Genomic DNA, 21,303 nt, shown 5'->3' with positions numbered 1-21,303 from the left:
AAGGTTGATCTTCCCCGAAATACGATAACTATACCCTAAATAATTTGAGATGCAGGAAGGCGGCAGGTGTGAAACTCCCCAGTCGCTTACAAAAGTAAGTCATTGCGGTGACCACACGCAGCCAACCCCGCTGCAATTCGAAGTATAAAGGATATATTACTGACGATACCCTTGCAGGAAACGACCAAACTTGCTGACGGCCATTTCCAGATCGTCCACGCGCGGCAACGTAACGATGCGCACGTGATCTGGCCATGGCCAGTTGAATGCCGTACCCTGAACCAGCAATACTTTCTCCTGCAGCAGGAAGTCCAGCACCATTTTCTGATCGTCAAAGATATTGAATTTCTTCGCATCAATGCGCGGGAACATGTAAAGGGCACCTTGTGGTTTCACACAGCTGACGCCAGGGATATCGTTAATCAATTCCCACGCTCGCTGACGTTGTTCGTACAATCGCCCGCCCGGTGTAATGAATTCACTGATACTTTGATAGCCGCCAAGCGCTGTTTGAATCGCATGCTGAGCCGGTACGTTGGCACACAGGCGCATTGACGCCAGCATTTCTAAACCTTCGATATAACCTTTGGCATGTTTCTTAGGGCCGTTCAATACCATCCAACCCTGACGGAAGCCTGCTACCCGATAGGTTTTGGACAAGCCATTAAAGGTAACCGTCAGCAGGTCCGGCGCCAGTGCAGCAATGGAGTGATGCTGTGCTTCGTCGTACAGAATTTTGTCGTAGATTTCGTCAGCGAAAATGATCAGGTTATGCTGACGCGCGATTTCGACGATTTCGAGCAGCAACTCTTTGCTATAAACCGCGCCGGTGGGATTGTTCGGGTTAATAATGACAATGCCGCGCGTACGCGGTGTGATCTTGCTGCGAATGTCATCCAGGTCCGGGAACCAACCCGCCGATTCATCACACAGATAATGTACGGCTTTACCGCTCGACAATGAAACCGCTGCGGTCCACAGCGGATAATCCGGTGCGGGAACCAGCATCTCATCGCCGCTGTTCAGCAAAGCCTGCATTGCCTGCACAATCAGTTCCGATACGCCATTACCAATATAAATGTCTTCAACTGTTACATCGCGGATGTCGCGCGCTTGATAGTGCTGCATGATGGCTTTTCGGGCCGAATACAGTCCTTTCGAGTCACAATAGCCTTGAGCGCTGGGCAGGTTACGAATGACATCCACCAGAATTTCATCTGGCGCTTCAAAACCAAACGGAGCAGGGTTGCCGATGTTAAGTTTGAGAACTTTGTTGCCTTCTTCTTCGAGACGTTTCGCTTCTTTCAGTACCGGCCCACGGATGTCATAACAGACATTTTCTAGCTTGCCGGATTTATCAATTTGAAAATTCATTATTACCGCCTTTACGGGCAGAGTCCTTTAACCTGCCACCAAAATCAAACCAGCCCAATTTACTCTTCTCAACTTAACAAAAGAAGGGGAGCGCTGGGTTTTGGCGTCTTTGGCACTGATTCATTGTACAGGTGGCGAAAAAGTCATTGAAAATCGATTAATCTGGTTCATTAATCCAGTAATTCTAAAAAAAATGAGATTAAATACTGAGGTGACTTCGTTGCGGTGTAAATGCCTTCTTCCATAGGGAAAGGCATCTATTCAGAAATTTTTCAGTCACAATTGGCTTAAAAAAATATTAGCGACCTGGTGAAATAGTTAAACGAATCTTGTTAGATGATGAAAAAACCTTCAGTAATGATTAAGCACTGGTTGGCGTTACCAAATACAGTTCATTCTCATTCACTTTTTATCTGCGGGATTAACCGCTATTAAACGGGCTAACACCGTGCAAAACACCCGTAAAATAGCATTTGGGCTGTAACTTTCACGTAAGTGCATAGGATTCAGAACCAGGAGGGCTTAAAAAAAGAGCAGTGTTATGGCAGGATGTGTTTGAAAAGCCTTTTGGTCAAAAATTGCGATGTTTTGAACAAAAACATTTCCATTTATAGCGTAAAAATGATTAAGTATAATTTATTATTTGATGCACATTATAGCTTCGCATCGACATAACATGATGTTATCTCTTTTGAACCCGCAGGGATTTTTTCGCGGGGCGCATAGACAACTACGCAGCTTCCAGCACCTGTACGACATACGTCTTCGGCCCAGAAGTTCTGCTGTCTATAATGACGCCACTGCTCTGAACTCAGAGTGGTGCGATCGTCGGCATCCGCCTGACAATTTTTTTCATGGTAGCCTCCACACAGGGGCTGTCATTAAGCACCATTACCTCTTATCTATTTGATAAGAAAGGTAATACACCAGGGTAGTAGTTTTAAAAAATCTTATAAGTGAAGAAAAAACATGACTAATGCAAATCGTCCGATACTGAATCTCGACCTCGATCTGCTGCGTACCTTTGTTGCCGTTGCCGATCTGAATACTTTTGCAGCAGCGGCTGCAGCAGTTTGCAGAACGCAGTCAGCAGTAAGTCAGCAGATGCAACGTCTGGAACAATTGGTTGGTAAAGAGCTGTTTGCCAGACATGGACGTAATAAACTGCTGACGGAGCATGGCATTCAACTGCTGGGTTACGCCAGGAAGATCCTTCGTTTTAACGACGAAGCTTGCACCTCTTTAATGTACAGCAACATCCAGGGCGTACTGACCATTGGCGCTTCAGATGATACCTCCGATACCATTCTGCCGTTCCTGCTTAATCGCGTAACGTCGGTTTATCCGAAGCTGGCCATTGATGTTCGTGTGAAGCGCAACCCGTTCATGATGGAAATGCTGAATCAAGGTGAAGTTGATCTGGTTGTGACCACGTCCAGCCCGGGCAATTTCACCCACCAGGTACTGCGTACCTCACCAACGTTATGGTATTGCGCGGCAGATTATATCTTCCAGCGTGGTGAAGCCATTCCTTTGGTTCTGCTGGATGAGCCAAGTCCTTATCGCGATATGGCAATTGATCATCTCAATGAAGCGGGCATTCCGTGGCGTATCTCGTACGTCGCGTCAACGCTGGCTGCTGTGCGTGCGGCCGTAAAGGCTGGATTGGGTGTAACGGCGCGTCCCGTTGAGATGATGAGCCCAGAATTGCGCGTAATGGGCGCGGCAGAAGGTTTACCGGTATTACCTGATACCCAATACTTGCTGTGCCGTAACACTGATAGCGACAATGAACTGGCTTTGGCCATTTTCAATGCGATGCAGTCAACCAATGATCCTTATAATCTGAGCGCCAATCCAGACGGTACCTTATTGCTGGATGATGAAGAGTAGAGAGTAGACTGCTGGTAATTCCTCGCAAATGGAATGCCTGCTAATTGTTAAAATTGATAAAAATAAGCCTTAGCGTGGTAATTTCCTGCTAGGGCTTTTTTTATGGCATTTTAAAAGCGTTTTTTTAACCATTTTATCGATGATAATTTTTCTGCGATTACAAATAATGAAATGTGTTCCATTTTGCTCCAATCTGGAATGCTTTTATCAATTCGTGCCAACTTTCGTGTGCTATTACCCTCGCTCTTCGCTGTTTTTTTCCTCATAAAACCCATTTATGTGCTTTGGATCAAAAAAATACCCCTGATAAGGGGGGGGAATCTCAGGCAAGACCTGTCAAAATATGATTGTTAAATGCACGATCCATGCATGTGAATACCCGCTACACTAAAATTAACCTCACAAACTGAAGCGATTAAGCTGGCGCTGACGAGGTTGGATGTTAATAATATGATGCAGGTGTAAAATAATGTTTGGATACTTTTGTCAAAGTTGACAAAAGGTTATAGAAAGGAGTAAAAACCCCTATAAAATTGCTGCTTTAATGCTAATGACAGCAAAGTTTATAAGGTTTTTTATCCTTCCCTTGAATCGATGTGGTGTGTTTGCTGCAACAGTGCAGGATGCCATCACCACTTTTGATGAGTAAGCAAAGAGTATGTCGACAACTACAGAAGTGATCGCTCATCACTGGGCATTTATTGTTTTTATCGTTATTGCGTTTGGCCTGTGTGCCTTCATGTTGACCGGTGGCTGGCTGTTAGGTGGACGTGCGCGTGCACGACACAAAGACACCCCATTTGAATCGGGTATTGAGTCTGTCGGTGATACTCATATTCGCCTCTCTGCAAAATTCTATCTGGTTGCGATGTTCTTCGTCATTTTCGACGTCGAAGCCCTCTATTTATACGCATGGTCGACGTCCATCCGCGAAAGTGGCTGGGTCGGCTTTGTCGAAGCCGCAATTTTCATTTTGGTGCTCTTGGCAGGCCTGGTTTATCTGGTGCGCATCGGTGCGCTGGATTGGGCTCCTGCGCGTCGTCGCGTAGTAGTCAAATCTGTCCCGGTCAGTCACAGCCACACCAACCCTCATAAGCAGTAAAAGCGAGGCAATAAGATGGACTACACGCTGACACGCGTAGACCCGAACGGGGGCGGCGATAACGATCGTTATCCTCTGCAGAAACAGGAAATTGTTACCGATCCGCTGGAGCAACACGTTCATCGCAGCGTCTATATGGGCAAGCTTGAACATGCCCTGCATGACATGGTGAACTGGGGGCGTAAAAACTCACTCTGGCCTTATAACTTCGGTCTTTCCTGCTGCTACGTAGAAATGACCACGTCCTTCACGGCGGTGCATGATGTGGCACGTTTTGGCGCGGAAGTTATGCGCGCCTCGCCACGTCAGGCTGACTTCATGGTGATTGCCGGAACGCCATTTACTAAAATGGCGCCGGTTATTCAGCGTTTATATGATCAGATGCTGGAGCCGAAGTGGGTGATTTCTATGGGCGCTTGCGCTAACTCGGGTGGCATGTATGACATCTACTCAGTGGTGCAAGGTGTCGATAAATTCCTGCCGGTTGACGTTTATATTCCTGGCTGCCCACCGCGTCCAGAAGCCTACATGCAGGCTTTACTGCTGTTGCGTGAGTCGATTGGCAAAGAGCGTCGCCCACTCTCATGGGTGGTAGGGGATCAAGGGGTTTATCGCGCCAATATGCAGCCAGAGCGTGAAAGAAAACGTGGCGAGCGTATTGCCGTCACCAACCTGAGAACGCCTGACGAAGTATAAGCTTCCCGTACACGGATGGAGCCACGGCCGCAGCAGAACACCACAATTTAATGTGCGCCGCCATCCTGACGCCTTCTTTTGAGCGCCTGATTACAGGCCGGAATGGTGAGTAACGTATGACTGATTTAACCACGCAAGATCTCGCACAGCCTTCATGGCAAACCCGCGATCACCTGGATGACCCAGTGGTCGGCGAGCTGCGTAACCGTTTTGGGCCGGATGCCTTTACCGTTCAGGCCACCCGCACCGGAATTCCGGTGGTATGGGTGAAGCGTGAACAGCTATTGGAAATTGTTGAGTTCCTGCGCAAGCTGCCAAAACCGTATGTCATGCTGTATGACTTACACGGTTTTGATGAGCGCCTACGCACTAACCGCGCCGGTTTACCCGCCGCGGATTTTTCCGTTTTCTATCACCTGCTGTCGATTGAACGCAACCGTGACATCATGCTCAAGGTGGCGCTGTCAGAAAACGATTTAAATGTGCCAACCATCACCAAAATTTTTGCCAATGCCAACTGGTATGAGCGCGAAACCTGGGAGATGTTTGGTATCACCTTCAATGGTCACCCGCACCTGACGCGCATCATGATGCCACAGACCTGGGAAGGCCATCCGCTGCGTAAAGATTACCCAGCGCGTGCCACCGAATTCGATCCCTTTGAGCTGACCAAGCAGAAAGAAGATCTGGAGATGGAGGCGCTAACCTTCAAGCCGGAAGATTGGGGCATGAAGCGTAGCACCGCCAATGAAGACTTCATGTTCCTCAACCTTGGCCCTAACCACCCGTCTGCGCACGGTGCTTTCCGCATCATTTTGCAGTTGGATGGCGAAGAGATCGTCGATTGCGTTCCCGATGTTGGCTACCACCATCGTGGCGCTGAAAAGATGGGCGAGCGCCAATCCTGGCACAGCTACATTCCGTACACCGACCGTATCGAGTATCTCGGCGGCTGTGTCAACGAAATGCCGTATGTGCTGGCAGTAGAAAAACTGGCGGGCATCACCGTACCGGATCGCGTCAACGTGATTCGCGTGATGCTGTCCGAGCTGTTCCGCATCAATAGCCATCTGCTCTATATCTCCACCTTTATTCAGGACGTCGGCGCCATGACGCCGGTGTTCTTCGCCTTTACCGACCGTCAGAAAATTTATGACGTGGTTGAAGCGATCACCGGTTTCCGTATGCACCCAGCGTGGTTCCGCATTGGTGGCGTCGCGCATGATCTGCCGAAAGGCTGGGAGCGCTTGCTGCGCGACTTCCTCGACTGGATGCCGAAGCGTCTGAAAGAGTACGACAAAGCTGCGCTGCGCAATACCGTGCTAATGGGCCGTTCGCAGGGCGTGGCGGCTTACAACATGGATGAAGCACTGGCGTGGGGCACCACCGGTGCCGGTCTGCGCGCTACCGGTTTAGATTTTGACGTGCGTAAATGGCGTCCGTATTCAGGCTACGAAAACTTCGATTTCGAAATTCCCGTTGGCGCAGGCATCAGTGATGCGTACACCCGCGTTCAGCTGAAAATGGAAGAGATGTGGCAGTCACTGCGTATCCTGGAACAGTGTCTGAACAACATGCCTGAAGGCCCGTTCAAAGCGGATCATCCGCTGACCACGCCGCCACCGAAAGAGCGCACGCTGCAGCACATTGAAACCCTGATCACCCACTTCCTGCAGGTTTCGTGGGGCCCGGTGATGCCAGCCAACGAATCCTTCCAGATGATTGAGGCGACCAAAGGGATCAACAGTTACTACCTGACCAGCGATGGCAGCACCATGAGCTATCGCACCCGCGTGCGTACGCCGAGCTTCCCGCACCTGCAGCAGATCCCGTCCGTGATCCGCGGCAGCCTGGTATCCGACTTGATCGTTTACCTCGGTAGTATCGATTTTGTTATGTCAGACGTGGACCGCTAATTATGCACGATCAAAAGATTGCTATTCACACCATCGACCCGACTGAGGTCTTCGTGCTGAGCGAGGCCGAGCACCACGCTATCGAGCACGAAAAGCACCATTACGAAGATGCGCGTGCGGCTTCGATTGAAGCGTTGAAGATCGTGCAGAAACAGCGCGGTTGGGTGCCGGATGGCGCGATTAACGCTATCGCAGAAGTACTCGGAATTCCCGCTAGTGATGTAGAAGGTGTTGCCACTTTCTATAGTCAGATCTACCGCACGCCGGTTGGCCGTCACGTGATTCGCTACTGCGACAGCGTAGTGTGCCATATCACCGGTTATCAGGGCATTCAGGACGCACTTGAACAGAAGCTGAATATTAAGCCTGGTCAAACCACGGCGGATGGTCGCTTTACGCTCTTGCCTACCTGCTGCCTCGGTAATTGCGATAAAGGGCCAACCATGATGGTGGACGAAGATACGCATGTTCATCTGACGCCTGAAGGCATCGCCAACTTGCTGGAGCAGTATCAATGACCATTAAACAGATCATTCGTACTGCTGAAACGCATCCATTGACCTGGCGTCTTCGTGACGACAAACAGCCAATCTGGATCGATGAATATCGCAGTAAAAACGGCTATGTCGGTGCTGAAAAAGCGCTGAAAGATTTCAGTCAGGACGAAATTGTCGCGGCGGTAAAAGACTCGGGCCTGAAAGGCCGCGGTGGCGCCGGCTTTAACACCGGCCTGAAGTGGAGCCTGATGCCGAAAGACGAATCCATGAACATCCGTTATCTGCTGTGTAACGCCGATGAAATGGAGCCAGGCACTTATAAAGACCGCTTACTGATGGAGCAATTGCCGCATCAGTTAGTTGAAGGGATGTTAATCAGTGCGTTCGCGCTGAAAGCCTATCGTGGCTACATCTTCTTACGTGGCGAGTACATTGAAGCGGCGGTTAACCTGCGTCGTGCGATTGCCGAAGCCACTGAAGCAGGTTATCTCGGTAAAAACATTCTCGGCACCGGTTTTGATTTTGAGCTGATTGTTCACACCGGCGCAGGTCGTTATATCTGCGGTGAAGAGACTGCGCTAATCAACTCGCTGGAAGGCCGTCGTGCCAATCCGCGTTCCAAGCCACCGTTCCCGGCGAGTGCCGGCGTATGGGGCAAGCCGACCTGCGTGAACAACGTGGAAACGCTGTCGAACGTGCCGGCTATCTTCCTTAACGGCGTTGATTGGTACAAAAACATCTCTACCAGTGAAGACACTGGCACCAAGATGATGGGCTTCTCCGGTCGCGTGAAAAATCCTGGCGTGTGGGAACTGCCGTTCGGTACCACCGCACGTGAAATCCTTGAGGATTACGCTGGCGGCATGCGCGATGGCTTGAAATTCAAAGCCTGGCAGCCAGGCGGCGCAGGAACCGACTTCCTCACCGATCAGCATCTCGATCTGCCCATGGAATTTGCCAGCATCGGTAAAGCCGGTAGCCGTTTAGGTACCGCCTTGGCAATGGCAGTCGATCACGAAATCAATATGGTTTCGCTGGTGCGCAATCTGGAAGAGTTCTTTGCACGCGAATCCTGCGGCTGGTGTACGCCATGCCGTGATGGATTGCCGTGGAGCGTGAAGATCCTGCGTGCGCTGGAGCAGAAGAAAGGCCAGCCGGGTGATATTGAAACTCTGCAGCAACTCTGCCGTCAGCTTGGCCCAGGTAAAACTTTCTGTGCTCACGCACCGGGCGCCGTTGAGCCATTGCAGAGCGCGATCAAATATTTCCGTGAAGAGTTTGAAGCTGGCATTGCGCCGCAGGTGTTTGGCAATACCCGAGCCATCGGCGGTATTCAGCCGAACCTGCTGAAAGCGCGCTGGTAATCAGCCGCCGTACACGGAGCTCACCCTGCCGAAATGGCGAGGGGAAAGAATTAGATGTTTAACGCTCGTCTTAGGGCGAGCCTTACGGAAGCATGTTCACTATGGCTACAATCCATGTAGACGGTAAAGAATATGATGTGAACGGAGCGGACAACCTGCTGCAGGCGTGTCTCTCTCTGGGCCTTGATATTCCTTATTTTTGCTGGCATCCGGCGCTGGGAAGCGTAGGGGCCTGCCGCCAGTGCGCGGTGAAGCAATTCCAGAATGCCGAAGATACCCGCGGTCGCCTCGTCATGTCCTGCATGACGCCGGCGTCGGACGGCACCTTTATTTCCATCGACGATGGCGAAGCGAAAGAGTTTCGTGAAAGCGTGGTGGAATGGCTGATGACCAACCATCCGCACGACTGCCCAGTGTGCGAAGAGGGCGGTAACTGCCACCTGCAAGATATGACGGTAATGACCGGACACAGTTTCCGTCGCTACCGCTTCACTAAGCGCACGCACCAGAATCAGGATCTCGGCCCGTTCATTTCACACGAGATGAACCGCTGTATCGCCTGTTATCGCTGCGTGCGTTACTACAAAGATTATGCCGACGGCAAAGATCTTGGCGTTTACGGTGCACATGACAACGTCTACTTCGGTCGTCCGGAAGATGGCACGCTGGAAAGCGAATTCTCCGGTAACCTGGTAGAAATTTGCCCGACCGGCGTATTTACCGATAAAACCCACTCTGAACGTTATAACCGTAAATGGGACATGCAGTTCGCGCCAAGCATCTGCCAGCAGTGCAGCGTGGGTTGTAATACCAGCCCTGGCGAGCGCTACGGTGAATTGCGTCGTATTGAAAACCGCTACAACGGCAGCGTAAACCACTATTTCCTCTGCGATCGCGGCCGTTTTGGTTATGGCTACGTTAATCGCAAAGATCGTCCTCGTCATCCGGTGCAACAGCGCGGCAACGATACGGTCAGCCTGAATGCTGAACAAGCGGTGAATGCGGCGGCGGATGTTCTGCGTCGAGCGAAGAAAGTGATCGGTATCGGTTCACCTCGTGCCAGCATCGAAAGCAACTTTGCGTTGCGTGAGCTGGTGGGCGCAGAAAACTTCTCTACCGGTATGCCGGCAGGTGAGCAGGCGCGCGTGGAGCTGATGCTGAAAGTGCTGCAGGACGGCGGCGTTTACACGCCATCGCTGCGCGAAATTGAAAGTTACGATGCGGTGCTGGTGCTGGGTGAAGATTTGACTCAGGTTGGCGCGCGCGTGGCGCTGTCTGTACGCCAGGCGGTAAAAGGTAAAGCACGTGAGATGGCAGCCGCACAGAAAGTGGCTGACTGGCAAATCGCGGCAATCCTTAATATCGGTCAGCATGCCAAACATCCGCTGTTCGTGACCAACGTTGACGAAACCCGACTGGATGATATCGCGGCATGGAGCTATCGTGCGCCGGTGGAAGATCAGGCACGCCTCGGTTTCGCCATTGCCAATGCGCTTGATGAAAGCGCTCCGGCAGTAAGCGGTTTCGACAGCAAACTGAACGGCAAATTAGATGTCGTGGTTCAGGCGCTGGCGGGTGCGAAAAAACCGCTGATCATCTCAGGTACGCATTCCGGTAGCATCGCGATGATTGAAGCCGCCGCGAACGTGGCGAAAGCCTTGAAAGCGCGCGGAGCCGATGTCGGCATTACCTTGCTAGCCGGTGCGGCGAACAGCTTTGGCCTCGGCCTGATGGGCGGGCAATCGCTGGATAGCGCACTGGAGCAGCTGAGTAAAGGCGAAGCCGATGCGTTAGTGGTGCTGGAAAACGATCTCTATCGTCATGCGCCAAAAGCCAAGGTGGATGCGGCGCTGGATACTACAGCGAATGTGATTGTGGTCGATCATCAGCGTACTGCAACATTGGAGAAAGCCGGTTTAGTGCTTTCTACCGCCAGCTTCGCTGAGAGCGATGGCACATCGATTAACCACGAAGGTCGCGCTCAGCGCTTCTTCCAGGTTTATGATCCTTCTTATTACGATAACAGCGTAGTGATGCTGGAAAGCTGGCGCTGGTTACGCTCGCTGCACAGTGCCATTGAAAGTCGTCATATCGATTGGACGCAGTTAGACCACGTCATTGATGCCACCGTTGCGGCTCTTCCGCAGCTGAAAGGCATTAAGGATGCCGCGCCAGATGCGAGCTTCCGTATTCGCGGTCAAAAACTGGCCCGTTCACCGCACCGCAGCAGCGGCCGTACCGCGATGCGCGCCGATATCAGTGTGCATGAACCGCGTCAGCCGCAGGATAAAGACACCATGTTTGCCTTCTCGATGGAAGGTAACAACCAGCCGGGTGCACCACGTTCGCAAATTCCATTTGCCTGGGCGCCAGGCTGGAACTCGCCGCAAGCATGGAACAAATTCCAGGCTGAAGTGGGCGGCAAACTGCGTCATGGCGATCCGGGCGTGCGATTGTTCGAAGCGAGCGATCGCACATTGCCATGGTTCACCGCTATTCCAGAAAGCTTCGTTGAAGGCAGCCAGTGGCGTGTCGCACCTTACTACCAGCTGTTTGGTAGTGAGGAGATGACGCAGCGTTCACCGACATTCCAGAAACGCATGTCTCCGGCCACGCTGGTGATCAACCCTGCCGATGCTGAGAAACTGGGCGTGAATAACGGTTCCTCTGTGGAGCTGGTATGCGCCGGTGAAACGCTGCGTTTGCCAGTACGTTTCTCTGCGTCACTGCAAGCAGGGCAGGTAGGTTTACCGCTCGGTATGCCGGGCGTGCCGCCGTTCCTCTCAGGTGCGCAAATTGACAAACTGCAGGAGGCCGCGCAATGAGCTGGCTGACACCGGATGTTATTGAAATCCTGATCAACATCGGCAAAGCGCTGGTTATCCTGCTGGTAGTGGTAGGTTGCGGCGCCTTTATGAGTTTCGCTGAACGTCGTCTGCTCGGTTTATGGCAGAACCGTTACGGACCGAACCGTGTCGGTTGGGGCGGCTCGCTGCAGCTGGCTGCTGACATGATCAAAATGTTCTTCAAAGAGGACTGGGTTCCGCCGTTTACCGATCGCTTCATCTTTACGCTGGCACCGGTTATTGCCTTCGTATCGCTGCTGCTAGCGTTTGCCATTGTGCCGGTTTCGCCAACGTGGATGGTCACTGACCTGAACATCGGTTTGCTGTTCTTCCTGATGATGGCGGGTCTGGCGGTTTATGCGGTGCTGTTCGCCGGCTGGTCAAGTAACAACAAATACTCACTGCTGGGTGCGATGCGTGCCTCAGCGCAGACGCTGAGCTACGAAGTGTTCCTTGGTTTGTCACTGATGGGTGTGGTGGCGCAAGCCGGTTCATTCAACATGAACGCCATCGTCGAAAGCCAGGCGCATCTGTGGAACATCATTCCACAATTCTTCGGCTTCCTGACGTTCTGTATCGCGGGCGTAGCGGTCTGTCACCGCCACCCATTTGACCAGCCAGAAGCCGAGCAGGAACTGGCGGACGGTTATCACATTGAATATGCCGGTATGAAGTTCGGCTTGTTCTTCGTCGGTGAATACGTTGCGATCACCACCGTGTCAGCGCTGATTGTTACGCTGTTCTTCGGTGGCTGGCACGGTCCGTTCCTGCCGCCATTCATCTGGTTCGCTCTGAAAACAGCGTTCTTTATGGTGATGTTTATCCTGATTCGTGCTGCGCTGCCGCGTCCACGCTATGACCAGGTGCTGTCGTTCGGCTGGAAAGTGTGTCTGCCGTTGACGCTGTTGAACCTGCTGGCAACCGCCGCAGTGATTCTGTCCACCGCGCAGTAAGGGACAATGAAATGACTTTAAAAGATATTGTCGTTGGCTTCGGCACGACAGTGCGCAGTATCTGGATGATAGGCATGCATGCCTTCGCCAAGCGCGAAACTCAAATGTATCCGGAAGAGCCGGTTTATCTGCCGCCGCGCTATCGTGGACGTATTGTGCTGACGCGCGATCCGGATGGTGCCGAGCGTTGCGTTGCCTGTAACTTATGTGCGGTAGCGTGCCCTGTGGGCTGTATCTCGCTGCAGAAAGCCGAGACGCAGGATGGACGCTGGTATCCGGAGTTTTTCCGCATCAACTTCTCACGCTGCATCTTCTGTGGTCTGTGCGAAGAAGCTTGCCCAACCACCGCGATTCAGCTGACGCCAGATTTCGAACTGGGTGAGTTCAAGCGTCAGGATCTGGTGTATGAGAAGGAAGATCTGCTGATTTCCGGTCCGGGTAAATACCCGGAATACAACTTCTATCGTATGGCTGGTATGGCGATCGACGGAAAAGAGAAGGGCGAAGCGGAAAACGAAGCCAAGCCGATCGACGTCAAAGGGTTGTTACCTTAAGGAGCCAGGTATGGAATTTGCGTTTTATCTTTGCGGACTGGTGGCGGTGCTGACGACGTTGCGCGTCATCACGCATACCAATCCGGTACATGCGCTGCTGTACCTGATTGTCTCGCTGCTGTCGATTGCTGGCGTGTTCTTCTCGATGGGTGCTTACTTTGCTGGCGCCCTGGAAATCATCGTCTATGCCGGTGCCATTATGGTGCTGTTCGTCTTCGTGGTGATGATGCTGAACCTGGGTAAAACCCAGCAGGATCAAGAGCGTGAGTGGCTGAAGCCTTCACTGTGGATTGGTCCAGGCATCGTCTCTTTGCTGCTGTTGGTGGTGATGATTTACGCTATCAGCACTGCGCACGATCAGGGCATTGATGGCACCATCATCGACGCCAAAGCCGTAGGTATCAGCCTATTTGGTCCGTACGTTCTGGCAGTGGAACTGGCATCCATGCTGCTGCTGGCCGGTCTGGTGGTGGCCTTCCATATTGGGCGTGAAGAGCGTCACGGCGAAGTGCTGAGCAATCGTCAAGCGGATGCGCAAGCGAATAAGGAGGATCACGCATGATCCCGTTACAACACGGTCTGATGTTGGCCGCTGTGCTGTTTGTTCTCGGCCTGACCTCCGTGGTGCTGCGTCGTAATATCCTGTTTATGCTGATTGGTCTGGAAATCATGATCAATGCCTCGGCGTTAGCGCTGGTGGTGGCGGGCAGCTATTGGGGACAAGCTGACGGCCAGGTGATGTACATTCTGGCCATCAGCCTTGCGGCGGCGGAAGCGAGTATTGGTCTGGCGCTGTTGCTCCAGCTCTATCGTCGTCGTCAGACGCTGAACATTGACACAGTGAGCGAGATGCGCGGATGAATCTTCTCTATTTAACCGTATTATTTCCGCTGATTGGCTTCTTGCTGTTAGCGTTTTCACGCGGTCGCTGGTCGGAAAACCTGTCGGCTGCCGTTGGCATGGGTTCTGTTGGTCTGGCAGCATTGACCACTATTTATGCCGGTTTTGACTTCTTCAATCAGGGCCAGCAGCCTTTCACTCAGGCGCTGTGGACCTGGATTCACGTTGGCAATTTCAATATCAAAGTAAACCTGGTGCTGGATGGCTTATCGCTGACCATGCTGTCAGTCGTCACCGGCGTTGGTTTCTTCATCCACATGTTCGCTTCATGGTACATGCGTGGCGAAGAAGGTTATTCGCGCTTCTTCGCATACACCAACCTGTTCATTGCGAGCATGGTGGTGTTGGTGCTGGCCGATAACCTGATGCTGATGTATCTCGGCTGGGAAGGCGTGGGCCTGTGCTCCTATCTGCTGATTGGCTTCTACTACAGCAATCCAGAAAACGGCAAAGCGGCGATGAAAGCCTTCATCATCACCCGCGTCGGTGACGTGTTCCTCGCTTTCGCGTTGTTCATCCTTTACAACGAACTCGGTACGCTGAACTTCCGCGAACTGGTTGAGCTGGCGCCAGCGCACTTCGCTGCTGACAATCACATGCTGCAGTGGGCAACGCTGATGCTGTTGGGTGGCGCGGTCGGTAAATCGGCACAGCTGCCGCTACAAACTTGGCTGGCGGATGCGATGGCGGGCCCAACTCCGGTTTCGGCGCTGATTCACGCCGCCACCATGGTCACCGCCGGTGTCTACCTGATTGCGCGTACGCATGGTTTGTTCCTGTTGACGCCGGAAGTGCTGCATCTGGTGGGCATTGTGGGTGCGGTTACGCTGGTGCTGGCAGGTTTTGCTGCGCTGGTGCAAACCGACATCAAACGCGTGCTGGCCTACTCCACCATGAGTCAGATCGGCTACATGTTCCTCGCGCTTGGCGTGCAGGCATGGGACGCGGCAATTTTCCATCTGATGACGCATGCGTTCTTTAAAGCCTTGCTGTTCCTCTCTTCAGGCTCGGTCATTCTTGCCTGCCACCATGAGCAAAACATCTTCAAGATGGGCGGCCTGCGTAAGAGCATTCCGCTGGTCTACGTCTGCTTCCTGGTGGGCGGCGCGGCGCTGGCGGCACTGCCGCTGATCACCGCAGGCTTCTACAGTAAAGATGAAATCCTGTTTGGTGCGCTGGCAAATGGCCACATCAATCTGATGGTTGCGGGTCTGGTGGGTGCATTCCTCACCTCGATCTACACCTTCCGCATGATCTTCATCGTGTTCCACGGCGAAGAGAAAATCCATGCGCACGCCGGCAAAGGCATTACTCATCATCTGCCGCTGATTGTGCTGATGGTGCTCTCCACCTTTATTGGTGCGCTGATCACGCCTCCTTTGGCGGGCGTATTGCCACAGAACGAGTTTGGTGAAGGCGGCAAAGTGATGCTGGAAATCACCTCAGGCGTAGTGGCTATCGTCGGGATCCTGATCGCTGCAGCGCTGTGGCTGGGTAAACGTCAGCTAGTGACCAGCATCGCCAACAGCGCGCCGGGTCGTTTCTTCGGCACCTGGTGGTTCGCGGCCTGGGGCTTCGACTGGCTGTATGACAAGGTGTTCGTAAAACCTTATCTCGGCATCGCCTGGCTACTGAAACGCGATCCGCTTAACTCACTGATGAACCTGCCTGCGCTGCTGTCGCGTATCGGTAATAAAGGATTGGTGGTGAGCGAAAACGGTTATCTGCGCTGGTACGTGGCTTCGATGAGCGTTGGCGCCGTGGTGGTGCTGGCGCTGCTGCTGGTGATGTAAAGATTGATGAGCGGGGCGGGTTCGCTCGCCCAATTAGAATGTCAAAAATTGCCTGAAGTAAGGCAATAAAAAGGGAAGTTTGCCGTGTTATTACCTTGGCTAATAATCATACCTTTTGTCGGTGGCTTGCTCTGCTGGCTGGCGGAGCGCCTTGGCGCGAAAGTTCCGCGCTGGATTGCCATGATCACCATGGGCCTGACGCTGGCGCTTGGCCTGCAGCTCTGGTTGCAGGGAGGCTATTCACTGACGCAGGCTGCGGGTATTCCGCAATGGCAATCGACGTTCTCCGTGCCGTGGATTCCGCGTTTTGGTATCAACTTCCATCTGGCGATTGATGGTCTGTCGCTGCTGATGGTGGTGTTGACCGGCCTGCTCGGCCTGATGGCAGTACTGTGTTCCTGGAACGAAATTGAGAAGTATCAGGGCTTCTTCCACCTCAATCTGATGTGGATTCTTGGCGGTGTGATTGGCGTGTTCCTCTCCATCGACATGTTCCTGTTCTTCTTCTTCTGGGAAATGATGCTGGTGCCGATGTACTTCCTCATCGCGCTTTGGGGGCATAAAGCTTCTGACGGTAAAACGCGCATCAGTGCGGCGACCAAGTTCTTCATCTATACCCAGGCTTCCGGTCTGATTATGCTGGTCGCGATTCTGGCGCTGGTATTTGTGCACTACAACGCAACCGGCGTGTGGACCTTCAGCTATGAAGAGTTGCTGAAAACCCCGATGTCACACACCGTTGAATATCTCCTGATGCTGGGCTTCTTCATCGCCTTTGCAGTGAAAATGCCGGTGGTGCCACTGCACGGTTGGCTGCCTGATGCGCATAGCCAGGCACCGACCGCGGGTTCAGTTGACCTCGCCGGTATTTTGCTAAAAACCGCCGCCTACGGCCTGTTGCGCTTTAGCCTGCCACTGTTCCCGAACGCGTCTGCGGAATTCGCACCCATTGCGATGTGGCTGGGTATTATCGGCATCTTCTACGGGGCGTGGATGGCCTTCTCACAGACTGATATCAAACGTCTGATTGCCTACACTTCGATTTCGCACATGGGCTTCGTGCTGATTGCCATCTACACCGGCAGCCAGTTGGCATTCCAGGGCGCGGTTATCCAGATGATTGCCCATGGCCTGTCTGCGGCGGCGCTGTTTATCTTGTGTGGCCAACTGTATGAACGTCTTCATACGCGTGATATGCGTCAGATGGGTGGTTTGTGGTCGCGAATTAAGTGGATTCCGGGTCTGTCGCTGTTCTTTGCAGTCGCTAACCTGGGTATGCCGGGTACCGGTAACTTCGTTGGCGAATTCATGATTCTGACCGGCAGCTTCCAGGTGGTGCCGGTAATTATCGTAATAGCGACCTTTGGTCTGGTGTTTGCTTCGGTTTACTCCTTGATCATGATGCAACGCGCTTATTTCGGTGAAGCGAAATCGAAAGATCCGCTGCCGGGCATGTCACCGCGTGAGTTTATGACTATCGGCGTATTGGTGGTGCTGTTGGTGCTGCTGGGGATTTATCCACAGCCGATCCTCGACACGTCCCATGCTGCGATGAGCAATATTCAGCAGTGGTTTACCGCTTCAATTTCAACTACAAGGCCGTAATTCGCCATGACAATAACTCCTCAACATCTGATCGCATTACTGCCGCTGTTGATCGTCGGATTGACGGTGGTGGTGGTGATGCTGTCCATTGCGTGGCGACGCAATCATTTTGTTAATGCCACGTTGACGGTGATCGGACTTAACATTGCGCTGTTTTCTCTGTGGTTTGTCGGCCAGGCGGGGGCGATGGATGTCACGCCGCTGCTGCGCGTAGATGGCTATTCAATGTTCTATACCGCGCTGGTGGCATTAGCGAGTCTGGCTACCTGCACCTTTGCTTATCCATGGTTAGCCGGATTCCCGGACAATAAAGATGAATTCTATCTGCTGGTGCTGATTGCGGCTCTCGGTGGGATTGTGCTGGCGAGTGCTAATCATCTGGCGGCGCTGTTCATCGGTATTGAACTGCTATCTCTGCCGCTGTTTGGTTTGATTGGTTACGCCTTCCGCCAGAAACGTTCGCTGGAAGCGTCGCTGAAATACACCATTCTGTCAGCTGCGGCTTCATCATTCCTGCTGTTCGGTATCGCGCTGATCTATGCCGATTCCGGCAGCTTGAGCTTTGTGCAGTTGGGTAAAAGCCTGAGCGACAGCATGATTCAGGAGCCACTGTTGCTGCTGGGTCTGGGTATGATGATTATCGGTCTGGGCTTTAAGCTTTCCTTGGTGCCGTTCCATCTGTGGACGCCAGATGTTTATCAGGGTGCGCCTGCGCCGGTTTCAACCTTCCTGGCTACCGCCAGCAAGATCGCCATCTTCGCCGTGATTATGCGCCTGTTCATGTACGCGCCCGTCACTGATAGCGAAGCCGTTCGAACCGTGCTGGGCATCATTGCCTTTGCCTCGATCCTGTTCGGTAACCTGATGGCGATTTCTCAGAGCAACATCAAGCGTCTGCTGGGTTACTCATCAATCGCGCATTTAGGTTATCTGCTGGTGGCGCTGATTGCGGTGAAAACCCATCAGCTGTCGCTGGAAACCGCCGGAGTTTATCTGGCCGGCTATCTGTTCAGCAGCCTTGGTGCGTTCGGTGTGGTGAGCCTGATGTCGAGCCCATACCGAGGTCCGGATGCGGATACACTTTACTCATATCGTGGTCTGTTCTGGCACCGTCCGATTTTGTCAGCCGTTATGACCGTAATGATGCTGTCACTGGCGGGTATCCCGATGACGCTCGGCTTCATTGGTAAGTTCTACGTTATCGCTTCGAGTGTGAATGCACATCTGTGGTGGTTGAGTGGTGCCGTGGTTGCTGGTAGTGCGATTGGTCTTTACTACTATCTGCGCGTGACGGTGAGTCTGTATCTCAGCCCACCAGAACTGCATAACCGCGATACACAAGCCAACTGGGCATTTACAGCGGGTGGTGTGGTGGTGCTGATCTCCGCAATTCTGGTGCTGCTGCTTGGCGTTTATCCGCAGCCGCTTATCTCGCTGGTGCAGATGGCTCAGCCACTGATGTAATCCAAATTGATGCGACAACTGAAATCGGGCCCACGGGTCCGATTTTTTTTGCCTAAAGGAGGCCGGAATGAGAGTTTGCACACATTGCACAGATAAGGTCTGAGGCGTGTAAAGCTGTTCAATGCGGTGCGCATTAGCGCTGTGGTACTCTTGCAGCATCATTTTTACGCTAAGAAAAGGAATCGCCATGGAAATGCTTTGGCTAGATTGTCACCACAGCGAACTGACCGCAAAGCAACTCTATACGCTGCTCGCGCTACGTAATCACGTCTTCATCGTGGAACAAAAGTGCCCTTATCAGGATATTGATGGCCAGGATTTGGCGGCAGACAATCGCCATATTCTCGGGTTTCTTGACGGTAAACTGCTAGCGTACGCGCGGGTGCTAACACCATCGCAAGAGGGAGCGCCGGTGCTCATCGGCCGAGTCATCGTTTCTGAAGAGGCGCGCGGTTTGAAATTAGGCTATCGCCTGATGGAGAAGGCGCTGGAAAGCTGCGAGAAATACTGGCCACAGCAAGCGGTTTATCTCTCTGCACAGGCACATCTGGAAGGTTTCTACGGAAGGTTGGGCTTTAAAGCGGTCACGGAAGTCTACATGGAAGACGATATTCCTCATATCGGCATGCAGAAAGCATAGCGGCGAGGATCGCTCCTCGCCGCTATCATCAGCCCGGCGTCATCTGCCGATCATCAACATATTTACGCTGGTCTGGCGGCGGCGGGAAGTACTGATAAAGCCAGGTTTCACTTAACGTCTCATCCTTGGTGCGCAGGAACAGACGCATATCTACCGGCTTGGTAGAAGCGCTGCTCGGATACCAGTCAAACAGAATGCGGTAACCGTTCAGCGGTTCGACATAAAGTATCTCGACCTGCTTAAACGTCCCATCAGAAACGGTAATCACCGGCTCAATACCCTTAGGTGCAGCGGCTTTCAAATCACCCCCGACAAAATCAATGGCAAAGCGGCGGCACCACTGATCCGGGAAGTGTTCGCCTGGCGCCCAACCTTCCGGGAAGCCACCAATTCCGGTACGTGTTGCATCGACACGCGCTAAACCACTGCGCACTGGCGGCAACTGGCTCCAGTAAAGCTTGTACTGGAAGTTGAATTCGCTACCGGCTTTCACCGGTTCTGACGGCTGCCAGAAGCAAACAATGTTATCCAGCGTTTCACCGGTGGTAGGAATCTCCATCACATTAATGGCGCCTTTGCCCCATTTGCCAATCGGTTCCACCCACAGGCTTGGGCGTTTGTCGTACCAGCCAATCACATCCTGGTAATTTTTAAAGTCATGATCGAGCTGCAGCAGGCCGAATCCACGCGGGTTCTCGTCTTGATAGGCGTTGAACTGCAAGCGCTGCGGGTTATTGAGCGGGCGCGCAATCCATTCACCTTCACCGGTCCACATCGCCAAACGGTCGGAGTCGTGAATTTGCGGATGATAGGTGTTACACATGCGGCGCTCATTGGTACCACAGCTGAACATGCTGGTCATTGGCGCGATGCCGAGCTGGCGGATTTCGTTACGCGCAAACAGATGGTTCTCAACCTCCATCACCACGCGTTTTTCTTCGCAGTGAATGGTGAACTTGTAGGCTCCGGTAATGCTGGCACCATCAAGCAGCGCATACACCACAAACGTGGTGTCATCGGCTTTCGGCGTTTCAAACCAGAAGGCGGTGAAGTCCGGGAACTCCTCTTTGCCATTGCTAAAGGTATTAACCGCCACGCCGCGCGCGGACAAGCCGTACTGGAAGGTCTCATCGACGGCGCGGAAATAGCTGGCGCCGAGGAACGAGACGATATCGCGGCGCGCCAGTTCCGGTTTCTTAAACGCACGGAAACCGGCAAAGCCGAGGTCGGTTTTACCTACCAATTGTTTGGTATCCACGTTGGCATCGTGGTAGTTGAACAGTTCTGGACGGAAGTGGATCTCGCGTGCTTCGCGGCTAGCGGCATCGACCGAAAACATGCGAATGCGGCGCTTAAAACCCATACCAACGTGGAAGAATTGCACATCGAGTACGCGATCGGGAATGTTATTCCACAGCGAGTGATTGGCATCATACTGAATTTCGTTATAGGCCTGAGGCGTTAAATTGGCCAACGTATCGGGCAGGGGGCCGGGTGCGCCACCCCAGGGCTGTTTTGCCAGCGCGGAGGCTTTCTTTTTCAGTGAGTCGAAATCGAAGCGAACCGCGGTACCGTCGGCGATGCCATCATCGGCCCAGGCGGATTGTGCAAACAGCGTGGAGAGACCCGTCATGCCGCTAACAGCGGAGAGGGCCATGGACGCTTTCATAAATTTTCTACGATTCATGCCGGAAATCTAATCCTTA

General features: G+C 52.8%; 17 protein-coding genes. 15 read left to right on the top strand and 2 right to left on the bottom strand.

All coding sequences use genetic code 11. The features are described 5' to 3' along the window. Positions 1-156 precede the first annotated feature (156 nt). Positions 157-1,374: a pyridoxal phosphate-dependent aminotransferase gene (locus ACIP6T_RS09340; RefSeq protein WP_097096592.1), complete on the bottom strand. Its 1,218-nt coding sequence runs from the start codon at positions 1,372-1,374 to the stop codon at positions 157-159. 969 nt (positions 1,375-2,343) lie between these two features. On the opposite strand from ACIP6T_RS09340, the gene lrhA reads away from it, so the two are divergent. The 15 genes from lrhA to ACIP6T_RS09265 all read left to right on the top strand — a co-directional run bounded on the left by lrhA (position 2,344) and on the right by ACIP6T_RS09265 (position 19,597). Next, complete coding sequence (lrhA, locus tag ACIP6T_RS09335; RefSeq protein WP_097096593.1) at positions 2,344-3,267, top strand: transcriptional regulator LrhA; 924 nt, start codon at positions 2,344-2,346, stop codon at positions 3,265-3,267. Between the two features lie 658 nt (positions 3,268-3,925). Continuing rightward, a complete protein-coding gene (locus ACIP6T_RS09330) occupies positions 3,926-4,369 on the top strand; it encodes an NADH-quinone oxidoreductase subunit A (protein ID WP_007889316.1) in 444 nt (147 codons plus the stop codon). Positions 4,370-4,384: 15 nt separating this feature from the next. Then, the gene (locus ACIP6T_RS09325; RefSeq protein ID WP_007889318.1) at positions 4,385-5,065 is read left to right on the top strand and encodes an NADH-quinone oxidoreductase subunit B family protein; all 681 of its coding nucleotides are present in this window, start codon (positions 4,385-4,387) and stop codon (positions 5,063-5,065) included. A 116-nt stretch (positions 5,066-5,181) separates the two neighbouring features. Continuing rightward, positions 5,182-6,981 carry an NADH-quinone oxidoreductase subunit C/D gene (gene nuoC / locus ACIP6T_RS09320; protein ID WP_097096594.1) on the top strand — a complete coding sequence of 600 codons (1,800 nt, stop codon included), beginning with the start codon at positions 5,182-5,184 and terminating at the stop codon, positions 6,979-6,981. A 2-nt stretch (positions 6,982-6,983) separates the two neighbouring features. Then, positions 6,984-7,499, top strand: a complete 516-nt coding sequence (gene nuoE, locus ACIP6T_RS09315; RefSeq protein WP_007889323.1) for an NADH-quinone oxidoreductase subunit NuoE — start codon at positions 6,984-6,986, stop codon at positions 7,497-7,499. 2 nt (positions 7,500-7,501) lie between these two features. Then, on the top strand, positions 7,502-8,842 hold the full coding sequence (gene nuoF, locus ACIP6T_RS09310; protein WP_176519213.1) for an NADH-quinone oxidoreductase subunit NuoF: 1,341 nt from the start codon (positions 7,502-7,504) through the stop codon (positions 8,840-8,842). A gap of 101 nt (positions 8,843-8,943) precedes the next feature. After that, a complete protein-coding gene (nuoG, locus tag ACIP6T_RS09305) occupies positions 8,944-11,667 on the top strand; it encodes an NADH-quinone oxidoreductase subunit NuoG (protein ID WP_400456544.1) in 2,724 nt (907 codons plus the stop codon). Then, positions 11,664-12,641 carry an NADH-quinone oxidoreductase subunit NuoH gene (nuoH, locus tag ACIP6T_RS09300; RefSeq protein ID WP_007889331.1) on the top strand — a complete coding sequence of 326 codons (978 nt, stop codon included), beginning with the start codon at positions 11,664-11,666 and terminating at the stop codon, positions 12,639-12,641. Before nuoG ends, nuoH begins: the two co-directional genes overlap by 4 nt. Before the next feature lie 11 nt (positions 12,642-12,652). Then, entirely contained in the window at positions 12,653-13,195 is a 543-nt protein-coding gene (nuoI, locus tag ACIP6T_RS09295) for an NADH-quinone oxidoreductase subunit NuoI (RefSeq protein ID WP_007889332.1), read from the top strand. Positions 13,196-13,205: 10 nt separating this feature from the next. Beyond that, positions 13,206-13,757, top strand: coding sequence for an NADH-quinone oxidoreductase subunit J (gene nuoJ / locus ACIP6T_RS09290; protein WP_097096596.1), 552 nt, complete (start codon positions 13,206-13,208; stop codon positions 13,755-13,757). Next, the gene (gene nuoK, locus ACIP6T_RS09285; RefSeq protein ID WP_007889334.1) at positions 13,754-14,056 is read left to right on the top strand and encodes an NADH-quinone oxidoreductase subunit NuoK; all 303 of its coding nucleotides are present in this window, start codon (positions 13,754-13,756) and stop codon (positions 14,054-14,056) included. The genes nuoJ and nuoK overlap by 4 nt, the downstream gene beginning before the upstream one ends. Next, on the top strand, positions 14,053-15,888 hold the full coding sequence (gene nuoL, locus ACIP6T_RS09280; protein ID WP_400456541.1) for an NADH-quinone oxidoreductase subunit L: 1,836 nt from the start codon (positions 14,053-14,055) through the stop codon (positions 15,886-15,888). The genes nuoK and nuoL overlap by 4 nt, the downstream gene beginning before the upstream one ends. Before the next feature lie 84 nt (positions 15,889-15,972). Further along, entirely contained in the window at positions 15,973-17,493 is a 1,521-nt protein-coding gene (gene nuoM, locus ACIP6T_RS09275; protein WP_097096598.1) for an NADH-quinone oxidoreductase subunit M, read from the top strand. Between the two features lie 6 nt (positions 17,494-17,499). Next, on the top strand, positions 17,500-18,957 hold the full coding sequence (nuoN, locus tag ACIP6T_RS09270) for an NADH-quinone oxidoreductase subunit NuoN (protein WP_400456538.1): 1,458 nt from the start codon (positions 17,500-17,502) through the stop codon (positions 18,955-18,957). Between the two features lie 187 nt (positions 18,958-19,144). Beyond that, on the top strand, positions 19,145-19,597 hold the full coding sequence (locus tag ACIP6T_RS09265) for a GNAT family N-acetyltransferase (RefSeq protein ID WP_345828913.1): 453 nt from the start codon (positions 19,145-19,147) through the stop codon (positions 19,595-19,597). Between the two features lie 28 nt (positions 19,598-19,625). Here the strand turns inward: ACIP6T_RS09265 and ACIP6T_RS09260 are convergent, their stop codons facing one another. Then, positions 19,626-21,284: a glucan biosynthesis protein gene (locus ACIP6T_RS09260; protein ID WP_345828915.1), complete on the bottom strand. Its 1,659-nt coding sequence runs from the start codon at positions 21,282-21,284 to the stop codon at positions 19,626-19,628. Positions 21,285-21,303 lie beyond the last annotated feature (19 nt).

It is taken from the genome of Pantoea sp. NPDC088449 (assembly GCF_044753225.1).
Taxonomy (GTDB): Bacteria; Pseudomonadota; Gammaproteobacteria; order Enterobacterales; family Enterobacteriaceae; genus Pantoea; species Pantoea floridensis.
The sequence above is the reverse complement of the archived record's forward strand: the minus strand, read 5'-3'. Positions and strand labels throughout refer to the sequence as shown.